This window comes from Micromonospora sp. NBC_00898, assembly GCF_045207895.1.
GTDB lineage: Bacteria > Actinomycetota > Actinomycetes > Mycobacteriales > Micromonosporaceae > Micromonospora.
On sequence record NZ_CP108775.1, the window covers coordinates 2,087,002 to 2,100,264 of the forward strand.

The 13,263-nt window shown below is 72.8% G+C and carries 10 protein-coding genes; 4 read left to right on the forward strand and 6 right to left on the reverse strand.

Annotation, left to right across the window (positions count from 1 at the left end; all coding sequences use genetic code 11):
* Window positions 1-74 precede the first annotated feature (74 nt).
* The 4 genes from nrfD to OG799_RS10225 form a co-directional block, all read right to left on the reverse strand.
* Window positions 75-1,382, reverse strand: coding sequence for an NrfD/PsrC family molybdoenzyme membrane anchor subunit (gene nrfD / locus OG799_RS10210; protein ID WP_406044783.1), 1,308 nt, complete (start codon window positions 1,380-1,382; stop codon window positions 75-77).
* Window positions 1,379-2,422 (reverse strand): 4Fe-4S dicluster domain-containing protein, encoded by a 1,044-nt coding sequence (locus tag OG799_RS10215; RefSeq protein WP_406044784.1) that lies wholly within the window; start codon window positions 2,420-2,422, stop codon window positions 1,379-1,381. Before OG799_RS10215 ends, nrfD begins: the two co-directional genes overlap by 4 nt.
* Window positions 2,415-5,741 carry a formate dehydrogenase gene (gene fdh / locus OG799_RS10220; protein ID WP_406044785.1) on the reverse strand — a complete coding sequence of 1,109 codons (3,327 nt, stop codon included), beginning with the start codon at window positions 5,739-5,741 and terminating at the stop codon, window positions 2,415-2,417. The genes OG799_RS10215 and fdh overlap by 8 nt, the downstream gene beginning before the upstream one ends.
* A 504-nt stretch (window positions 5,742-6,245) precedes the next feature.
* Window positions 6,246-6,836, reverse strand: coding sequence for a hypothetical protein (locus OG799_RS10225; RefSeq protein ID WP_406044786.1), 591 nt, complete (start codon window positions 6,834-6,836; stop codon window positions 6,246-6,248).
* A gap of 749 nt (window positions 6,837-7,585) precedes the next feature.
* On the opposite strand from OG799_RS10225, the gene OG799_RS10230 reads away from it, so the two are divergent.
* From OG799_RS10230 to OG799_RS10240, 3 genes are all read left to right on the forward strand, one after another.
* A complete protein-coding gene (locus OG799_RS10230; RefSeq protein WP_406044787.1) occupies window positions 7,586-7,927 on the forward strand; it encodes a hypothetical protein in 342 nt (113 codons plus the stop codon).
* Window positions 7,928-7,952: 25 nt separating this feature from the next.
* The gene (locus OG799_RS10235; protein ID WP_406044788.1) at window positions 7,953-8,606 is read left to right on the forward strand and encodes a nucleotidyl transferase AbiEii/AbiGii toxin family protein; all 654 of its coding nucleotides are present in this window, start codon (window positions 7,953-7,955) and stop codon (window positions 8,604-8,606) included.
* 231 nt (window positions 8,607-8,837) lie between these two features.
* Window positions 8,838-10,631 (forward strand): bifunctional metallophosphatase/5'-nucleotidase, encoded by a 1,794-nt coding sequence (locus OG799_RS10240; RefSeq protein ID WP_406044789.1) that lies wholly within the window; start codon window positions 8,838-8,840, stop codon window positions 10,629-10,631.
* Between the two features lie 50 nt (window positions 10,632-10,681).
* Here OG799_RS10240 and OG799_RS10245 read toward each other — a convergent pair whose 3' ends face one another.
* The gene (locus OG799_RS10245) at window positions 10,682-10,873 is read right to left on the reverse strand and encodes a hypothetical protein (RefSeq protein WP_406044790.1); all 192 of its coding nucleotides are present in this window, start codon (window positions 10,871-10,873) and stop codon (window positions 10,682-10,684) included.
* 97 nt (window positions 10,874-10,970) lie between these two features.
* Here OG799_RS10245 and OG799_RS10250 point away from each other — a divergent pair, with 97 nt between their 5' ends.
* Window positions 10,971-12,005 (forward strand): NAD(P)-dependent alcohol dehydrogenase, encoded by a 1,035-nt coding sequence (locus tag OG799_RS10250; protein WP_406044791.1) that lies wholly within the window; start codon window positions 10,971-10,973, stop codon window positions 12,003-12,005.
* Between the two features lie 21 nt (window positions 12,006-12,026).
* On the opposite strand, the gene OG799_RS10255 is transcribed toward OG799_RS10250, so the two are convergent.
* Complete coding sequence (locus tag OG799_RS10255; protein ID WP_406044792.1) at window positions 12,027-13,196, reverse strand: geranylgeranyl reductase family protein; 1,170 nt, start codon at window positions 13,194-13,196, stop codon at window positions 12,027-12,029.
* Window positions 13,197-13,263 lie beyond the last annotated feature (67 nt).

Consider the following 13,263-nt stretch of genomic DNA (forward strand, 5'->3'; position numbering starts at 1 on the left):
CCGCGACCCCGCGGCTGTTGTGGCCATGAGCGGTACCCCCGTATCGGCTCATGGGCCTGGCGCCTGCTGCCTGGTTACTCCAGTTTCGGGCCGGCGCCCGGCCCGCTGTCGTCTGGTGTCTGGCCCTCCTGCTGCCGTGCGCGCTCCCGCTGCGGCACCACGGTGTACTTCGGGTCCTTCGCTGAGGCGATCCCGCCGTGGAAGATGCCGAACCGGGTGCAGACGGCGGCGGCGAGCAGGGCGCCACCGGAGAGCGCCGAGAGCGCTCGGCTGCGCCGGCCGACCAGCGCGCCGGCCACCCCGGCGGCGGTCAGCGCCCGCCCGGCCCGCAGCAGCCGGCCCGCGCTGCCGACCGTGTAGGGCTCGCTGAGCAGCCCGAGCCGGGTCTCCACCCGGTGCGAACCCCACAGTTCCAGGGCCGCGCCGGCCACCGCGAGCCGGCGCGCCGGGCCGGCCTGCGCCGGCGGCGCGGCGATCAGTCCCACGCCGGCGCCGCTGGCCAGCGCGCTGCCCGCGAAGATGGTCGGCAGCTCCGGGTACGCCCCGTGCCACGACGGCACGGCCGTGTCCGCGAGCAGCACCCCGGTGTACGTGGCGAGCGCCGGCGCGGTGACCGCGGCGACCAGCCCGGCGGCGTGCCCGACCGGTGGCAGCACCCGCCGGGCGAGCCCGAGCACGCCGCGCTCCGGCAGCCACGGCGCGGCCTCGGCGACCGCGGCGACCCCGGCGGCCGGCCCGAAGGCGCTGAGGACCCAGGTGCCCACCGACATGGGCGAGGTCAGCTTCGCCACCCGCAGCATGTGGTGGAACCGGCTCGGCTTGCCGAGGTCGTTGATGAGGAAGTACGCGCTGGCGCTGACCGCGGCCAGGGAGGTGATCCGGCCGGCCCGCCGCAGCGCCGCCCGCCCGGTGAGCTGCCCGCCGGCGGCCAGCAGCGACGAACCGGCGGCCAGGCCCCCGGTGAACAGGTATGCGGCAATGTCCCACTTCCACACCGGCGCCTTGAGGATCGGCCGGCCGTAGTAGGAGGTGAACTCGGCCGGCGGCACGTTCAGCTGCTCTCCGCCGCCCCCTTTGCGGCCGCGGCGCCGCGGCCCCACCACGGGCTCGACGTCGCGGGGCGGCAGGGGCGGCAGACCGGCCTCGGCGGCGCCGGCGCCGGTCCGCGCCACGCCCGCCCCGGTCCCGGTGGCCCGGCTGCCGTTGACGCCCTCGCCCGCCAGGGGCCCGGCCACCTGGCCGGCGTTCGCGCCTCCGCCGCTCACCTTCGGCCCGTGGCCGGCGTGCCCGCCCGGCCCGCCGAGGCGGTCGGGGCCCTCGGTGGCGAGCCGTTCCCGGAAACGGCGGAACAGGGCGCCCACCGGGGCGCGGTCCGGACTCACGATGAACCTCCGACGAACGCGGCGACGGCTGCCGCTACCATGGCCAGCGCGGCCAGGCCGGCCCGCTTGTACATCTTCGGCAGGTCCCGGGTGGTGACCACCGGGTCCGGCGGCAGGCCGTAGACCTCCGGCTCGTCGAGCAGCAGGAAGAACGCGCCGTCCCCGCCGACCCCGTCGGTCGGGTCGCTGCCGTAGAGGCGGGCCTCCGGGACGCCCCGCTCGTGCAGCGTGGCGACTCGCTGGGCGGCCCGCTCGCGTAGCTCGTCCAAGGGGCCGAACTGGATCGACTCGGTCGGGCAGGCCTGGGCGCAGGCCGGGGTCATGCCGGCGCCGAGCCGGTCGTAGCAGAGCGTGCACTTCCACGCCCGGCCGTCGTCCTTGCGCTGGTCGATGACCCCGTACGGGCAGGCGGAGATGCAGTAGCCGCAGCCGTTGCAGATGTCCTCCTGCACCACCACGGTGCCGAACTCGGTGCGGAACAGCGACCCGGTCGGGCAGACGTCCAGGCAGGCGGCGTGGGTGCAGTGCTTGCAGACGTCCGACATCATCAGCCAGCGGAAGTCGGTGCGGGACTCCGCGCCGGTCCCCCGGCCGGGCGGCTGAGCGCCCGGCATGCCGAGGAAATCCGGCCTGGCGGCCATCCGGGCGGCGGCCTGCGGCTGCCCCGGCGGCACCCCCGGATCGGTACCGCTGTCGTTGCCCACCCCGGCGGCCACCGCCGCGCTGGCGGGGCTGGCCGCCGCCCCGGTCGGGTTGCCGGCGAACGGCGGGGTGCGGTGCCCGGTCGGGCGGGGCTGCTCGATGAAGGCCACGTGCCGCCACGAGTTGGCGGTCAGCGCGCCGGTGTTGTCGTACGACATGCCGAGCAGGTCGAAGCCGGACGCCGGGACGGCGTTCCACTCCTTGCAGGCCACCTCGCAGGCCTTGCAGCCGATGCAGACGCTGGTGTCGGTGAAGAAGCCGACCCGCGGCTCGGCGTCGGCCCAGCCGGCGTCGGGCGCCGGGTCCAGCGGGCCGTAGAGGCTGTTCGCGTCAGGCATCCCCGGCTCCGTCCTGCGCCGCCGCCTCGGGGGACTGCTCGTCGGTGCTGCCGGCCGCGTCCTCCCCGCCGAGCACGTCGGTGGTGACGATCGGCACCTTCCGGTCCGGCGTCATGCCGGCCCGCCGCTGGTAGTCACCGACCAGGTCGAGCAGGGCCGGGCCGGTGGGTCGCCGGCCGGGCCGGACGTCACAGGTGCCGACCTTGCTCTCCTGGATCAGCACGTTCGGGTCCAGGGTGATGCCGATCAGGTCGTTGGCCGAGTCGCCGGTGACCAGGCCCTCGCTGCCGAAGTGGTACGGCAGCCAGAGCTGGTGGATCACCCGGCCGTCCACCCGCAGCGGGGTGAGCCGGTCGGTCACCAGCACCTTGGCCTCGATCACCGCGCGGCCGCTGATCAGGTGCGCCCAACCGAGGTGCTCCAGCCGCACCTCGGCGGCCAGCTCCGGGGACACCTCCACGAACATCTCCGGCTGCAGCTCGGCGAGCGGCCGTACCGTGCGGCTCATCCCGCCCGCGGTGTGGTGCTCGGTGAGCCGGCTGACCGTGAACACGTACGGGAAGACCTGGCTGTGCGGCTCCGGCGGGCTCGGGTTGATCCGGTTCAGCGGGTGCTCGTAGATCTTGCGGGTCGGGTTGGCCTGCTGCCCGTACAGCGGGTTGCGCATCGGCGACTCGGCCGGCTCGTAGTGCGTCGGCAACGGCCCGTCGAGCACCCCGCGCGGCGCGTAAAGCCAGGCCTTGCCGTCGCCCTGCATCACGAACGGGTCGTCCCCGGCGAGCGCCTCCGGCCCCGAGGCGTCGTCCGCCGGCCGGTACGTCGGCGGCTTGGTCTTCTCGAAGTCCGGCACGTCGTGGCCGGTCCACTCGCCCTTGTCCGCGTCCCACCAGACGTACTTCTTCCGCTCGCTCCACGGCCGGCCCTGCGGGTCGGCGGAGGCGCGGTTGTAGAGGGTGCGCCGGTTCGCCGGCCACGCCCAGCCCCACTCGGCGGCCACCCAGTCCTGCTCGTGCCGGGACTTGCGGCGGGCGGCCTGGTTCACCCCGTCGGCGTACACGCCGGAGTAGATCCAGCAGCCGACCGCGGTGGAACCGTCGTCCTTCGCCTCGGCGAACGCCGACAGCGGACGGCCGGTCGCCACCTCGTACCCGTTGATCTCCTTGAGCACCGCCTCGGCGCTCGGCTCGGCGTACTCGCCGTGGGTCGGGTAGTCCCAGGTGAGGTCGCGCAGCGCCCGGTCGCGGGGCTTGGTGGAGGCGGCCAGCTTCTCCCGCAGCACCCGGCCGAGGTGGTAGAAGAACCACAGCTCGGAGCGGCAGTCACCCGGCGGGTCGAGGGCTTTCTCCCGCCACTGCAGCAGCCGCTGGGTCTGGGTGAAGGTGCCCTCCTTCTCCACGTGCGAGGCGGCGGGCAGGAAGAACACCTCGGTGCGGCACTCCTCCGGCACGATCTCGCCGGTGGCGATCTCCGGGCTGTTCTTCCAGAACGTGGCGCTCTCGATCAGGAACAGGTCGCGGACGACCAGCCAGTCGAGGTTTGCCATGCCCAGGCGCTGGGCCTTGCCGTGCGCCGAGCCGACCGCCGGGTTCTGGCCGAGCAGGAAGTAGCCCTTCACGTGGCCGTCGATCATGTTCAGCACCTGCTGATACGTCCCGTGGTCGCCGGTCATCCGGGGCAGGTAGCCGTAGCAGAAGTCGTTCTCCGGCGTGGCCGCGTCACCCCAGTACGCCTTGAGCAGGCTGGCCGCGAAGGCCCGCGAGTTGCCCCAGAAGCCCTTCTGGCCGGGGTGGCGGATGCTGTCCACCCACCTGGCGAAGGTCGGGTGGTCGGCGTGGTGCGGCATCGGCAGGTAGCCGGGCAGCAGGTTGAACAGCGTCGGGATGTCGGTGGAGCCCTGGATGCTGGCGTGCCCCCGCAGCGCCAGGATGCCACCGCCCGGCCGCCCGATGTTGCCCAGCAGGGTCTGGATGATCGCGCCGGTGCGGATGTACTGCACGCCGACGCTGTGCTGGGTCCAGCCCACCGAGTAGACGAGCGCCCCGGTCCGCTCCCGGCCGGAGTTCTCCGTCCAGGCCCGAGCGAGTTCCAGGAACTTCTCCTGGGGGATGCCGCAGACCCGCTCGACCATCTCGGGGGTGTAGCGGGCGAAGTGCCGCTTGAGGATCTGGTAGACGCAGCGGGGGTGCCGCAGGGTCTCGTCCCGGTGCGTCTCCGCCGCCACCGGCGCGCCGTGCGACTCGTGCTCCATCCCGGCCGCGGTCTCCCGCTCCTTGCCCGTTCCCCTGGCCCGGGTGCGATCCTCGTGCCCCTCGTACTGCCAGCTGGTGTGGTCGTACGAGCCGGTCTCCGGGTTGTAGCCGGAGAAGAGCCCGTCCAGGTCCTCGGTGTCGGCGAACCGCTCGTCGACGATGGTGGCCGCGTTGGTGTACGCCAGCACGTACTCCCGGAAGTCCAGCTCGTTTTCCAGGATGTACCGCACCACGCCGCCGAGCAGCGCGATGTCGGTGCCCGCCCGGATCGGCAGGTACGTGTCGGCGAGCGCGCTGGTCCGGGTGAACCGCGGGTCGACGTGGAAGACCTTGGCGCCGCGCTGCTTCGCCTCCATCACCCACTGGAAGCCCACCGGGTGGGCCTCGGCCATGTTGGAGCCCTGGATGACGATGACGTCAGCGTTGACCAGGTCCTGCTGGAAGTCCGTCGCGCCGCCGCGACCGAAGCTGGTCCCCAGACCGGGGACGGTGGCGGAGTGTCAAATGCGGGCCTGGTTCTCGATCTGGAGCGCCCCCATCGCCGTGAACAGCTTCTTGATGAGGTAGTTCTCCTCGTTGTCCAGCGTCGCCCCGCCCAGACTGGAGATGCCCAGCGTCCGGTTCAACGGCCGGCCCTGGTCGTCGACGTCCTCCCAGGTCTCGTCGCGGGCGGCGAGGATCCGGTCGGCGATCATGTCGAGCGCGACATCGAGCTCCAGGTCCTCCCACTCCGTGCCGTACGGCCGGCGGTAGCGGACCTTGGTCTGCCGCAGCGGACTGGTGACCAGGCTCTTGCTGGCCGAGCCCTTCGGGCAGAGCCGACCGCGGGAGATCGGGCTGTCCGGGTCGCCCTCGATCTGGGTGACCTGCCCGTCCTTCACGAACACCCGCTGCCCGCAGCCCACCGCGCAGTACGGGCAGACCGAGCGGGCCATGCTGTCGGCGGTCTCGGTGCGGGCGGTCAGACCCGCCGACCGGGCGGACTGCGCCGCGGCGCCCCGGCCCAACGGGTCGGTGCCGGTGAGTTGCCGGTACACCGGCCAACCCTCGATGAAGGTCCGCAGACCCAACCGGAACACCCCCTACCCGCCGGCGGAAGCTGACCATCTGAACATAGGCCAGCGGTCGGACGCCCGCGAGTGGAGTCGCAGATCATTTTCCGGTTTGTCTCGTGCACAGACAGCGGCGCCCCGACCGGAAGGCCGGGGCGCCGCTGGGCGTCGGTGTGCAGGTCGCCTCTCGGCGAGTGGCACGACGCGGCTCCAGCCGAACGGTATTCCGCGAAGGCAATTTAGGTGAGGCCCGGGGACACTGGACACACCGACGCTCTGCACAACGATCCCACCTGGGCCGGTGTTCCGTCAGCTCCGGTGACCGCCGTCACCAGGTTTTCCGGTGGTCGCGCTTCGGGCTGGGGGCGATCGTCTCCGGCTTCGTTTGTGGTTGCGGTTGGGGGCTGGGTCACCGTCCGCCCGCCGGTCGCGGCTCCTTCTGCGGTACGTGGAAACGCCGCTGGCCGGCACCCCTCGTGTTGGGGGTGCCGGCCAGCGGCGTATCGCGTGTCTTCGGTTGGGTCAGCTGTTCCAGTTGGCGGCGACGAGGTCGGCGGCCTGCTGCTCCCACTGGGCGTAGGCGTCCGGGTACGCCGACACCTGCACCGTCTGGGCGGCCTCGGTCAGCGGCATGTCCTGCCAGCCGTCGACCTGCTTCAGGCCCTTCTCGAACGCCATCGTCGCGTACTCCGGGTTGGTGATCTGCTCCGGCGTGCCCCAACCACTGGACGGGCGCTGCTGGAACAGGCCCAGCGAGTCGTGGTCGTTGGCGTCACCCAGGTGACCCAGGTTCTCCAACTTCGACTCCTGCAGGGACGTGGCGATCGAGATGACCGCGGCCCGCTCCGGCAGACCCGCCTTCTTCGTCGCGGCGATGATCGCCTTCGCGTTGCCGGTCTGCTCGTCGTTCAGGGTGATCTTCGACTGGGCGCCCTGCACACCATGCGGGATCAGCTTCGACATGTCCACACCCGGCTTGTCGGCCTGCACCACGGCGGCCTTGCCAGCCACGGGGCCGGTGTCGGCGTGCGCGGCGATCGGACCGGCGAACACACCACCGGCAAACGCCAGACCAGCAACACCCAGCACGCTCTTACGAATGATCGAGTTCATGATGAAGCTCCATTCGGGGGTCGGCACCGGCGGGGGCCGGGACATGCGCAAGCACCGTCAGGCGCTCAACAAACAAAGGGGAAAGTCTGTGTCCGGCTGGACCGCGGGGCGGGGGCCGCTACGCGGGAACCGCGGGGCGGGGGTTCGCCTGCTCGCGGTGCCGGGACCATGTGTAACGACCGGCCGGCCACCATCATTCCGACCCGGGGCCTGTCCACCGGCCCGGTCGAGCGGGCCAGGTACTCGGTCGTACGGGAGATGTAACGACCCCCGACCCCCGACCATTCCGCCGCCAGGATGCCACCGGTCACACCCCGAACCCGACATCCCGCCCACACGGGGGCTCGCCGGGTGGGTGGAACCCGACAACCGGCACCAGATCCCGCACCTGGCGGTATCCACGCCGACCCGGACACCGACCACCCGCGATACGAAGCGATCAAGGCCGCGCAGCGGGCACACCCGGGTCAGGGGTGGCGGCCAGGGGCGACGGGGCGGAAATCGTACCGGGAAACGGTCGTAACCGGCACTCACCGGCGGACCCGGACCAGGTCGGGGGTGTGGCCCGCCGTGACCGGCGCAGGGATCAAGCCTGACCGCCCGGAGCCGGGCACGGCGGGCCACACCTCCCACCGCAACCCACGACGGACCCGCACGGACGGCGCCAGCCGCAACAGGAAAGAGGCACCACCAGGAAACCCCGACAACCGGAGAACAGCGCGAAGCCGAGTTGGCGTTACCCTGACACCATGCAGGCGCTCTCCCCCGCGACGACCCCGGTGGCCCCGCTGGCCCGACCGGGTCGCCCCGCCGTGGTGGCCCGCACCCTCGCCGAGCTGACCGGCCCCACCCGGGGCGTCATCGAGCTGCCGGTACGGCTGATGTGGAGCAGCGAGCGCGCCTTCGACCTGGGCGACCCGGACGAACTGCTCTGGATGTACGAGAACGTGCTGCGCGAGACGACCCGCACCGACGACCTCCGGGCGCTGATCAACGGCCGGACGCTACGTCGGGTGTGGCGGCGGCTGAACCTACCGCGGGGCGTACGCGTGGCGTGGGAGAGCCGGCACCGCGGCCTGCGTACCGCATGATCGGGCGCCCGGGGGCGGGCACCGCGTGACCCACCTGCACGAGTTCTACCGGGAGGTGGCCCGGGTGGCCCTGACGGCCGCCGGGCCGCACCGGTTCGTGCTGGGCGGCGGGGTGGCGTGGGCGGCGCACGGCCTGGTCACCCGCCCGACGGAGGACGTGGACCTCTTCGCCGACGTGGAGGGGGCGGCTGCCGCGGCGGCAGCGGGGGTGCGGGCGGCGCTGGAGCGGGCCGGCTACGAGGTGGTGGACGCCGACCCGGACAGCGAGCTCGGTGAGCTGTTCGACGGGTTCGACCGGGACCTGCGGGACTTCGTGGTGAGCCGGGACGGCCGGCAGATCCGGTTGAGCCTGGCCCGCCTCGACCGGTACCGCAGTCCGGTGGTGATGGACCTCGGCCCGGTGATGGACGTCCGCGACCTGATCGCGAACAAGACCGCCGCGCTGGTCAACCGGCGCGAGGTGCGCGACTACATCGACGTGTCCTCGGCGCTGGACCAGTACGCCGTGGCGGAACTGCTGGAGCTGGCCCGCCAGGTCGACCCGGCGCTGGACCTCGACGACGTCCGCGCCGCCGGCCGCTACCTGGACCAGGTACCGGACCGTCGCTTCGCGCGTTACGGCCTCGACGCGGCCCAGGTGGCCCAGGTACGCCGCCGGATGGCCGCCTGGCCCCGGTAACCGCCGGCGGCCGCCCGGCGACGTCACCTGGTGAGCCTGCCGCCGACCGGGCCGACCCGGATGCCCTGCTCGGCCCGGTTCGCGCGCGGGGTGGCCGACGTGTTGCGCGCGGTTGGCCGGTGACGCTGTTGTGGTGAAACACCTCGGGCTGCTGTGGCAGGAGTGACGGCGGCTCGTTATGGTGCGCAACAACGCCCACGAGGCGCCTCCACCCCCATGGAAAGGCACGGCATGACCTCCTCCTCCGGCGCCTCGCGCCGCCAGGTGCTCGCCGTCGCGGCCGCCGCCGCGACCGCCCCCCTGATCGCCGGCGCTCCGGCCCGGGCGGCCGGGTCGACGGGCCCGAAGACCTGGGACCTGACCGTCCTGGGCACCTCGGACACCCACGGCAACGTCTACAACTGGGACTACTACAAGGACGCCGAGTACGACGACAGCAAGCACAACGACGTCGGCGTCGCCAAGCTGGCCACCCTGGTCAACCAGATCCGCGCCGAGCGCAAGGGCAAGCCGACGCTCGTCCTCGACGCCGGCGACACCATTCAGGGCACCCCGCTGGCCACCTACTACGCCAAGCAGGAGCCGATCACCACCACCGGTGAGACGCACCCGATGGCCAACGCGATGAACGTGCTGAAGTACGACGCCGTCACGCTGGGCAACCACGAGTTCAACTACGGCCTGCCGCTGCTGGCGCAGTGGATCGGCCAGCTCGGCTTCCCGGCCCTCGCGGCGAACGCGATCAACGAGGCGACCGGCAAGCCGGCCTTCCTGCCGTACGTGATCAAGAAGGTCGCCCTCGGCGGCTACGACTCCCCGACCATCAAGGTCGGCATCCTCGGCCTGACCAACCCGGGTGTGGCCATCTGGGACAAGGCCAACGTCGAGGGCAAGCTGATCTTCGCCGACATGATCGCCACCGCCGCCAAGTGGGTGCCGATCATGCGGGAGCGCGGCGCCGACATCGTCATCATCTCCGCCCACGGCGGCGACAGCGGCACCTCCAGCTACGGTCCGGAGCTGCCGAACGAGAACCCGGTCGCGCTGATCGCCGAGCAGGTCCCGGGCATCGACGCGATCCTCTTCGGCCACGCGCACAACGAGGTCCCGCAGAAGTTCTTCACCAACGCCGCGACCGGCGTGCAGGTGCTGACCTCCGAGCCGTCCAAGTGGGGCCAGCGCCTCACCCGGATGGACTTCACCGTGCAGAAGGTCAAGGGCCGGTGGCAGGTGGTCAGCAAGTCCGCCACCATGCTGAACACCAACACCGTGGTCGAGGACCCGGCGGTCCTGGCGGCCGTGCGCGGCCAGCACGCCAAGACCGTCGGCTACGTCAACCAGGTCGTCGCGCAGTCCAGCGTGGAGCTGTCGGCCGCCGAGTCGCGGTACAAGGACACCCCGATCCTGGACTTCATCAACCACGTCCAGACCGAGGTGGTCACCACGGCGCTCGCCGGCACCGCGTACGCGGGCCTGCCGGTGCTGTCGATCGCCGCGCCGTTCAGCCGCACCGCCGTCTTCCCGCAGGGTGACGTGCGGATCCGCGACGTCGCGGGCCTCTACGTCTACGACAACACCCTCGAGGCAGTGATGATCAGCGGCGCCGAGGTGAAGGCGTACCTGGAGTACTCCGCGAAGTACTTCGTCACGCTGCCGGTGGGCGCGCCGGTCGACCCGGCCACGATCAGCGACCCGGCCGTGCCGGACTACAACTACGACGTGATCTCCGGCGTCGACTACGACATCGACATCTCGAAGCCGGTCGGCCAGCGGATCACCCGCCTGGTCCTGCCGGGCACCGACACCCCGGTCGCCGCCGACGCCCAGTTCGTCATCGCGGTGAACAACTACCGGCGCAGCGGTGGCGGCAACTTCCCCGGCATCGTCAAGACCCAGGTCTACAACCAGCAGCAGGAGATCCGCCAGCTGCTGATCGACTGGGCGCAGGCCAAGGGCGTGATCGACCCGGCCGACTTCTTCGTGCCGAACTGGAAGCTGGTCCGCGAGGGCGTGCCGGTCTTCTGATCCGTACCGTGCGACGGGCCGTGGGTTCCCACCCGCGGCCCGTCCGCGTCTCAGCCACCCGGGCCGAGGCGCAGGTTCCACTCGTCGGGGCTGCCGGCCGGCTCGGGCCGGTCCCGGCGCGGTTCGGTCTCGGTGAACTCGACCCGCTCGTCGGGGCCGACCCGCGGCGGCAGCTCACCGAAGCGCACGTGCCGCAGGAACGCGTACTCCTCGTCGGTGAACGACTCGACCGGCTCGTCCATACCCGCATTGTGCGTCCGCCCGGCCAGCCGTCGCATCAACCTTCCCGTCAGGGGTAAGCCGCCGCGACGGCCGGCAGCCACGAGGTGGAGGACGACCATGCGCGCGGTACGGATGACCGCTCCCGGGGTGCTGGAACAGGTGGCGGTGCCAGCGCCGGACGCGGGGCCGGGCGAGGTGCTGCTGCGCGTCGGCGCGGTCGGAGCCTGCCACTCCGACCTGCACATCCTCGACGCGCCGGCCGGGATGTTCCCGACCCCGATCACCCTCGGCCACGAGATCGCCGGCACGATCGACACCGTCGGCGCCGGCGTGACCGGCTGGTCGCCCGGGGACCGCGCCGCCGTGTACGGGATCATCGGCTGCGGCCGCTGCCGCGCCTGCCTGCGGGGGCTGGAGAACCAGTGCCGGGTCGTGCCGGTGGGTGGAATCGGGATCAGCCGCGACGGCGGGCTGGCCGAGTACGTGGTGGTGCCCGCGTCCCGCCTGCTGCACGTCGGCGACATGGACCTGGAGCAGGTGGCCCCGCTCACCGACGCCGGGCTGACCCCGTACCACGCGGTGGAGCTGGCCCGGCCGAACCTGCGCCCCGGCACGTCCTGCGTGGTCATCGGGATCGGCGGGCTCGGGCACATGGCCGTGCAGATCCTCGTCGCCACCACAGCGGTCCGGGTCATCGCGGTGGACACCAGCGTGGCCGCGCTGGACCTGGCCACCCGGCTCGGCGCCCACCACGTGGTGCGGGCCGGACCGGACACGGTCGAAAAGATCCGGTCGCTCGTCGGCCCACCGCCGGACGGCGCGGACGTGGTCCTCGACTTCGTCGGGGCGGACCCCACCCTCACCACCGCCCGCCAGGTCGTCGCCACCGGGGGGCGGCTGATGCTGGTCGGTCTCGCCGGCGGGACACTGCCCGTGCGGCCCGTCGCCGACGAGCCGCCCACCCTGCCGCTGGAGACCAGCGTGGAGGTCCCGTTCTGGGGCACCCGGGCCGAGCTGCAGGAGGTGATCGCGCTGGGGCGCGTCGGGCTGCTCCGCGCCGACGTGCAGACCTTCCCGCTGGACCGGGCGCCGGAGGCGTACGACCTGCTACGGCGGGGTGAGATCCACGGGCGGGCGGTGATCGTGCCCTGAGCGTCAGCCCGCCGGCCGTCGTCAGCGGGCGGCGGCTCGCACCTCGGCGCGGGGCTGCTGCCGCGTCGGCGGGAGACGGTCCAGCAGGGCCAGCGCCGCCCGGACCGGCCGCCGGGCGAGCGTCTCGTCGAAGCTGGCCCGGCCCTGGCAGAACCGGACGAACATCCGCCAGCCGGCCGGGGTGGCCAGCAGCCCGTGGAAGACGTCCGGCCGCCGCTCGAAGACGTCCAGCAGCCGGTGCCCGGCCCGCATGGACGGCGTCAGCAGCCGCTCGACCGCCCGCCCGTAGCCGTCCAGGTCACCGTCGGCGACCGCCGCACCGGCCAGCCGGCCCGAGCGCAGCGCGTAGCTGATCCCCTCCCGGCTCCACGGCTCCAGCAGCCCCGCCGCGTCCCCGGCAACCAGCACCCGACCGCGGCGCAGCGGCGAGTCCTCCGTACGGCAGCGGGTCAGGTGGCCCGAGTCGTGCTCCGGGGTCACCCCGGACAGGCCCAGCCGGTCGACGAAGTCCCGCAGGTAGGCGCGGGTCCGCTCGCCCTCACCCCGGGCGGCGATCACCCCGACGGTGAGCCGGTCGCCCTTCGGGAAGACCCAGGCGTACGACCCGGGGACCGGCCCCCAGTCCAGCAGCAGCCGACCCCGCCAGCGGTCCTGCTCCTCCGGCGGCACCGGCAGCTCCAGCTCCAGCCCGAGGTCCACCTGCCGGTGCCGGACACCGACGTGCCGGGCGGTGACCCCGGAGGAGCCGTCCGCGCCGATGACGGCCCGGGCGCGCACCGTCTGGCCGTCGGCCAGCCGCAGGCGTACCTCGTCGGGGTCCTGTTCGACGGCGCGGACGGCGACGCCCTCGCGGACCTCGGCCCCGGCGGCGACCGCGGCGGCCCGCAACCGCTCGTCGAACTCCTCCCGCCGCACCATGGCCACCAGCGGCCCGGCGGCGTGCCGGCGGGTGAAGCCGCGTCGCCCGTCCCGGGTGAACGTCACCCGGTCGACCCGGTCGTGCACCGGCACCTCGACCCGATCGGCGACCTCCGCCAGCGACGTGCCGATCAGCCCTCCCCCGCAGGTCTTGTACCGGGGATGGGTGGCGCGCTCGACGACCAGCGTGCGTACGCCGGCGCGGGCCGCGGCGTGCGCGGCGGAGAGCCCCGCGGGGCCACCTCCGACGACAGCGAGATCCCAGACGATCACCGGTGCAGCCTAGGCCACGGCACCCCGCCGGCGCCCGGCGCGACTCCCCGATCGGGTGGGCATCAAC

Bases quoted from the DNA above. Each gene is read 5' to 3' on its own strand.
- OG799_RS10225 (WP_406044786.1), bottom strand. From the start codon at position 6,836: ATGAACTCGATCATTCGTAAGAGCGTGCTGGGTGTTGCTGGTCTGGCG.
- OG799_RS10240 (WP_406044789.1), top strand. From the start codon at position 8,838: ATGACCTCCTCCTCCGGCGCCTCGCGCCGCCAGGTGCTCGCCGTCGCG.
- OG799_RS10215 (WP_406044784.1), bottom strand. From the start codon at position 2,422: ATGCCTGACGCGAACAGCCTCTACGGCCCGCTGGACCCGGCGCCCGAC.
- OG799_RS10230 (WP_406044787.1), top strand. From the start codon at position 7,586: ATGCAGGCGCTCTCCCCCGCGACGACCCCGGTGGCCCCGCTGGCCCGA.
- OG799_RS10245 (WP_406044790.1), bottom strand. From the start codon at position 10,873: ATGGACGAGCCGGTCGAGTCGTTCACCGACGAGGAGTACGCGTTCCTG.
- OG799_RS10250 (WP_406044791.1), top strand. From the start codon at position 10,971: ATGCGCGCGGTACGGATGACCGCTCCCGGGGTGCTGGAACAGGTGGCG.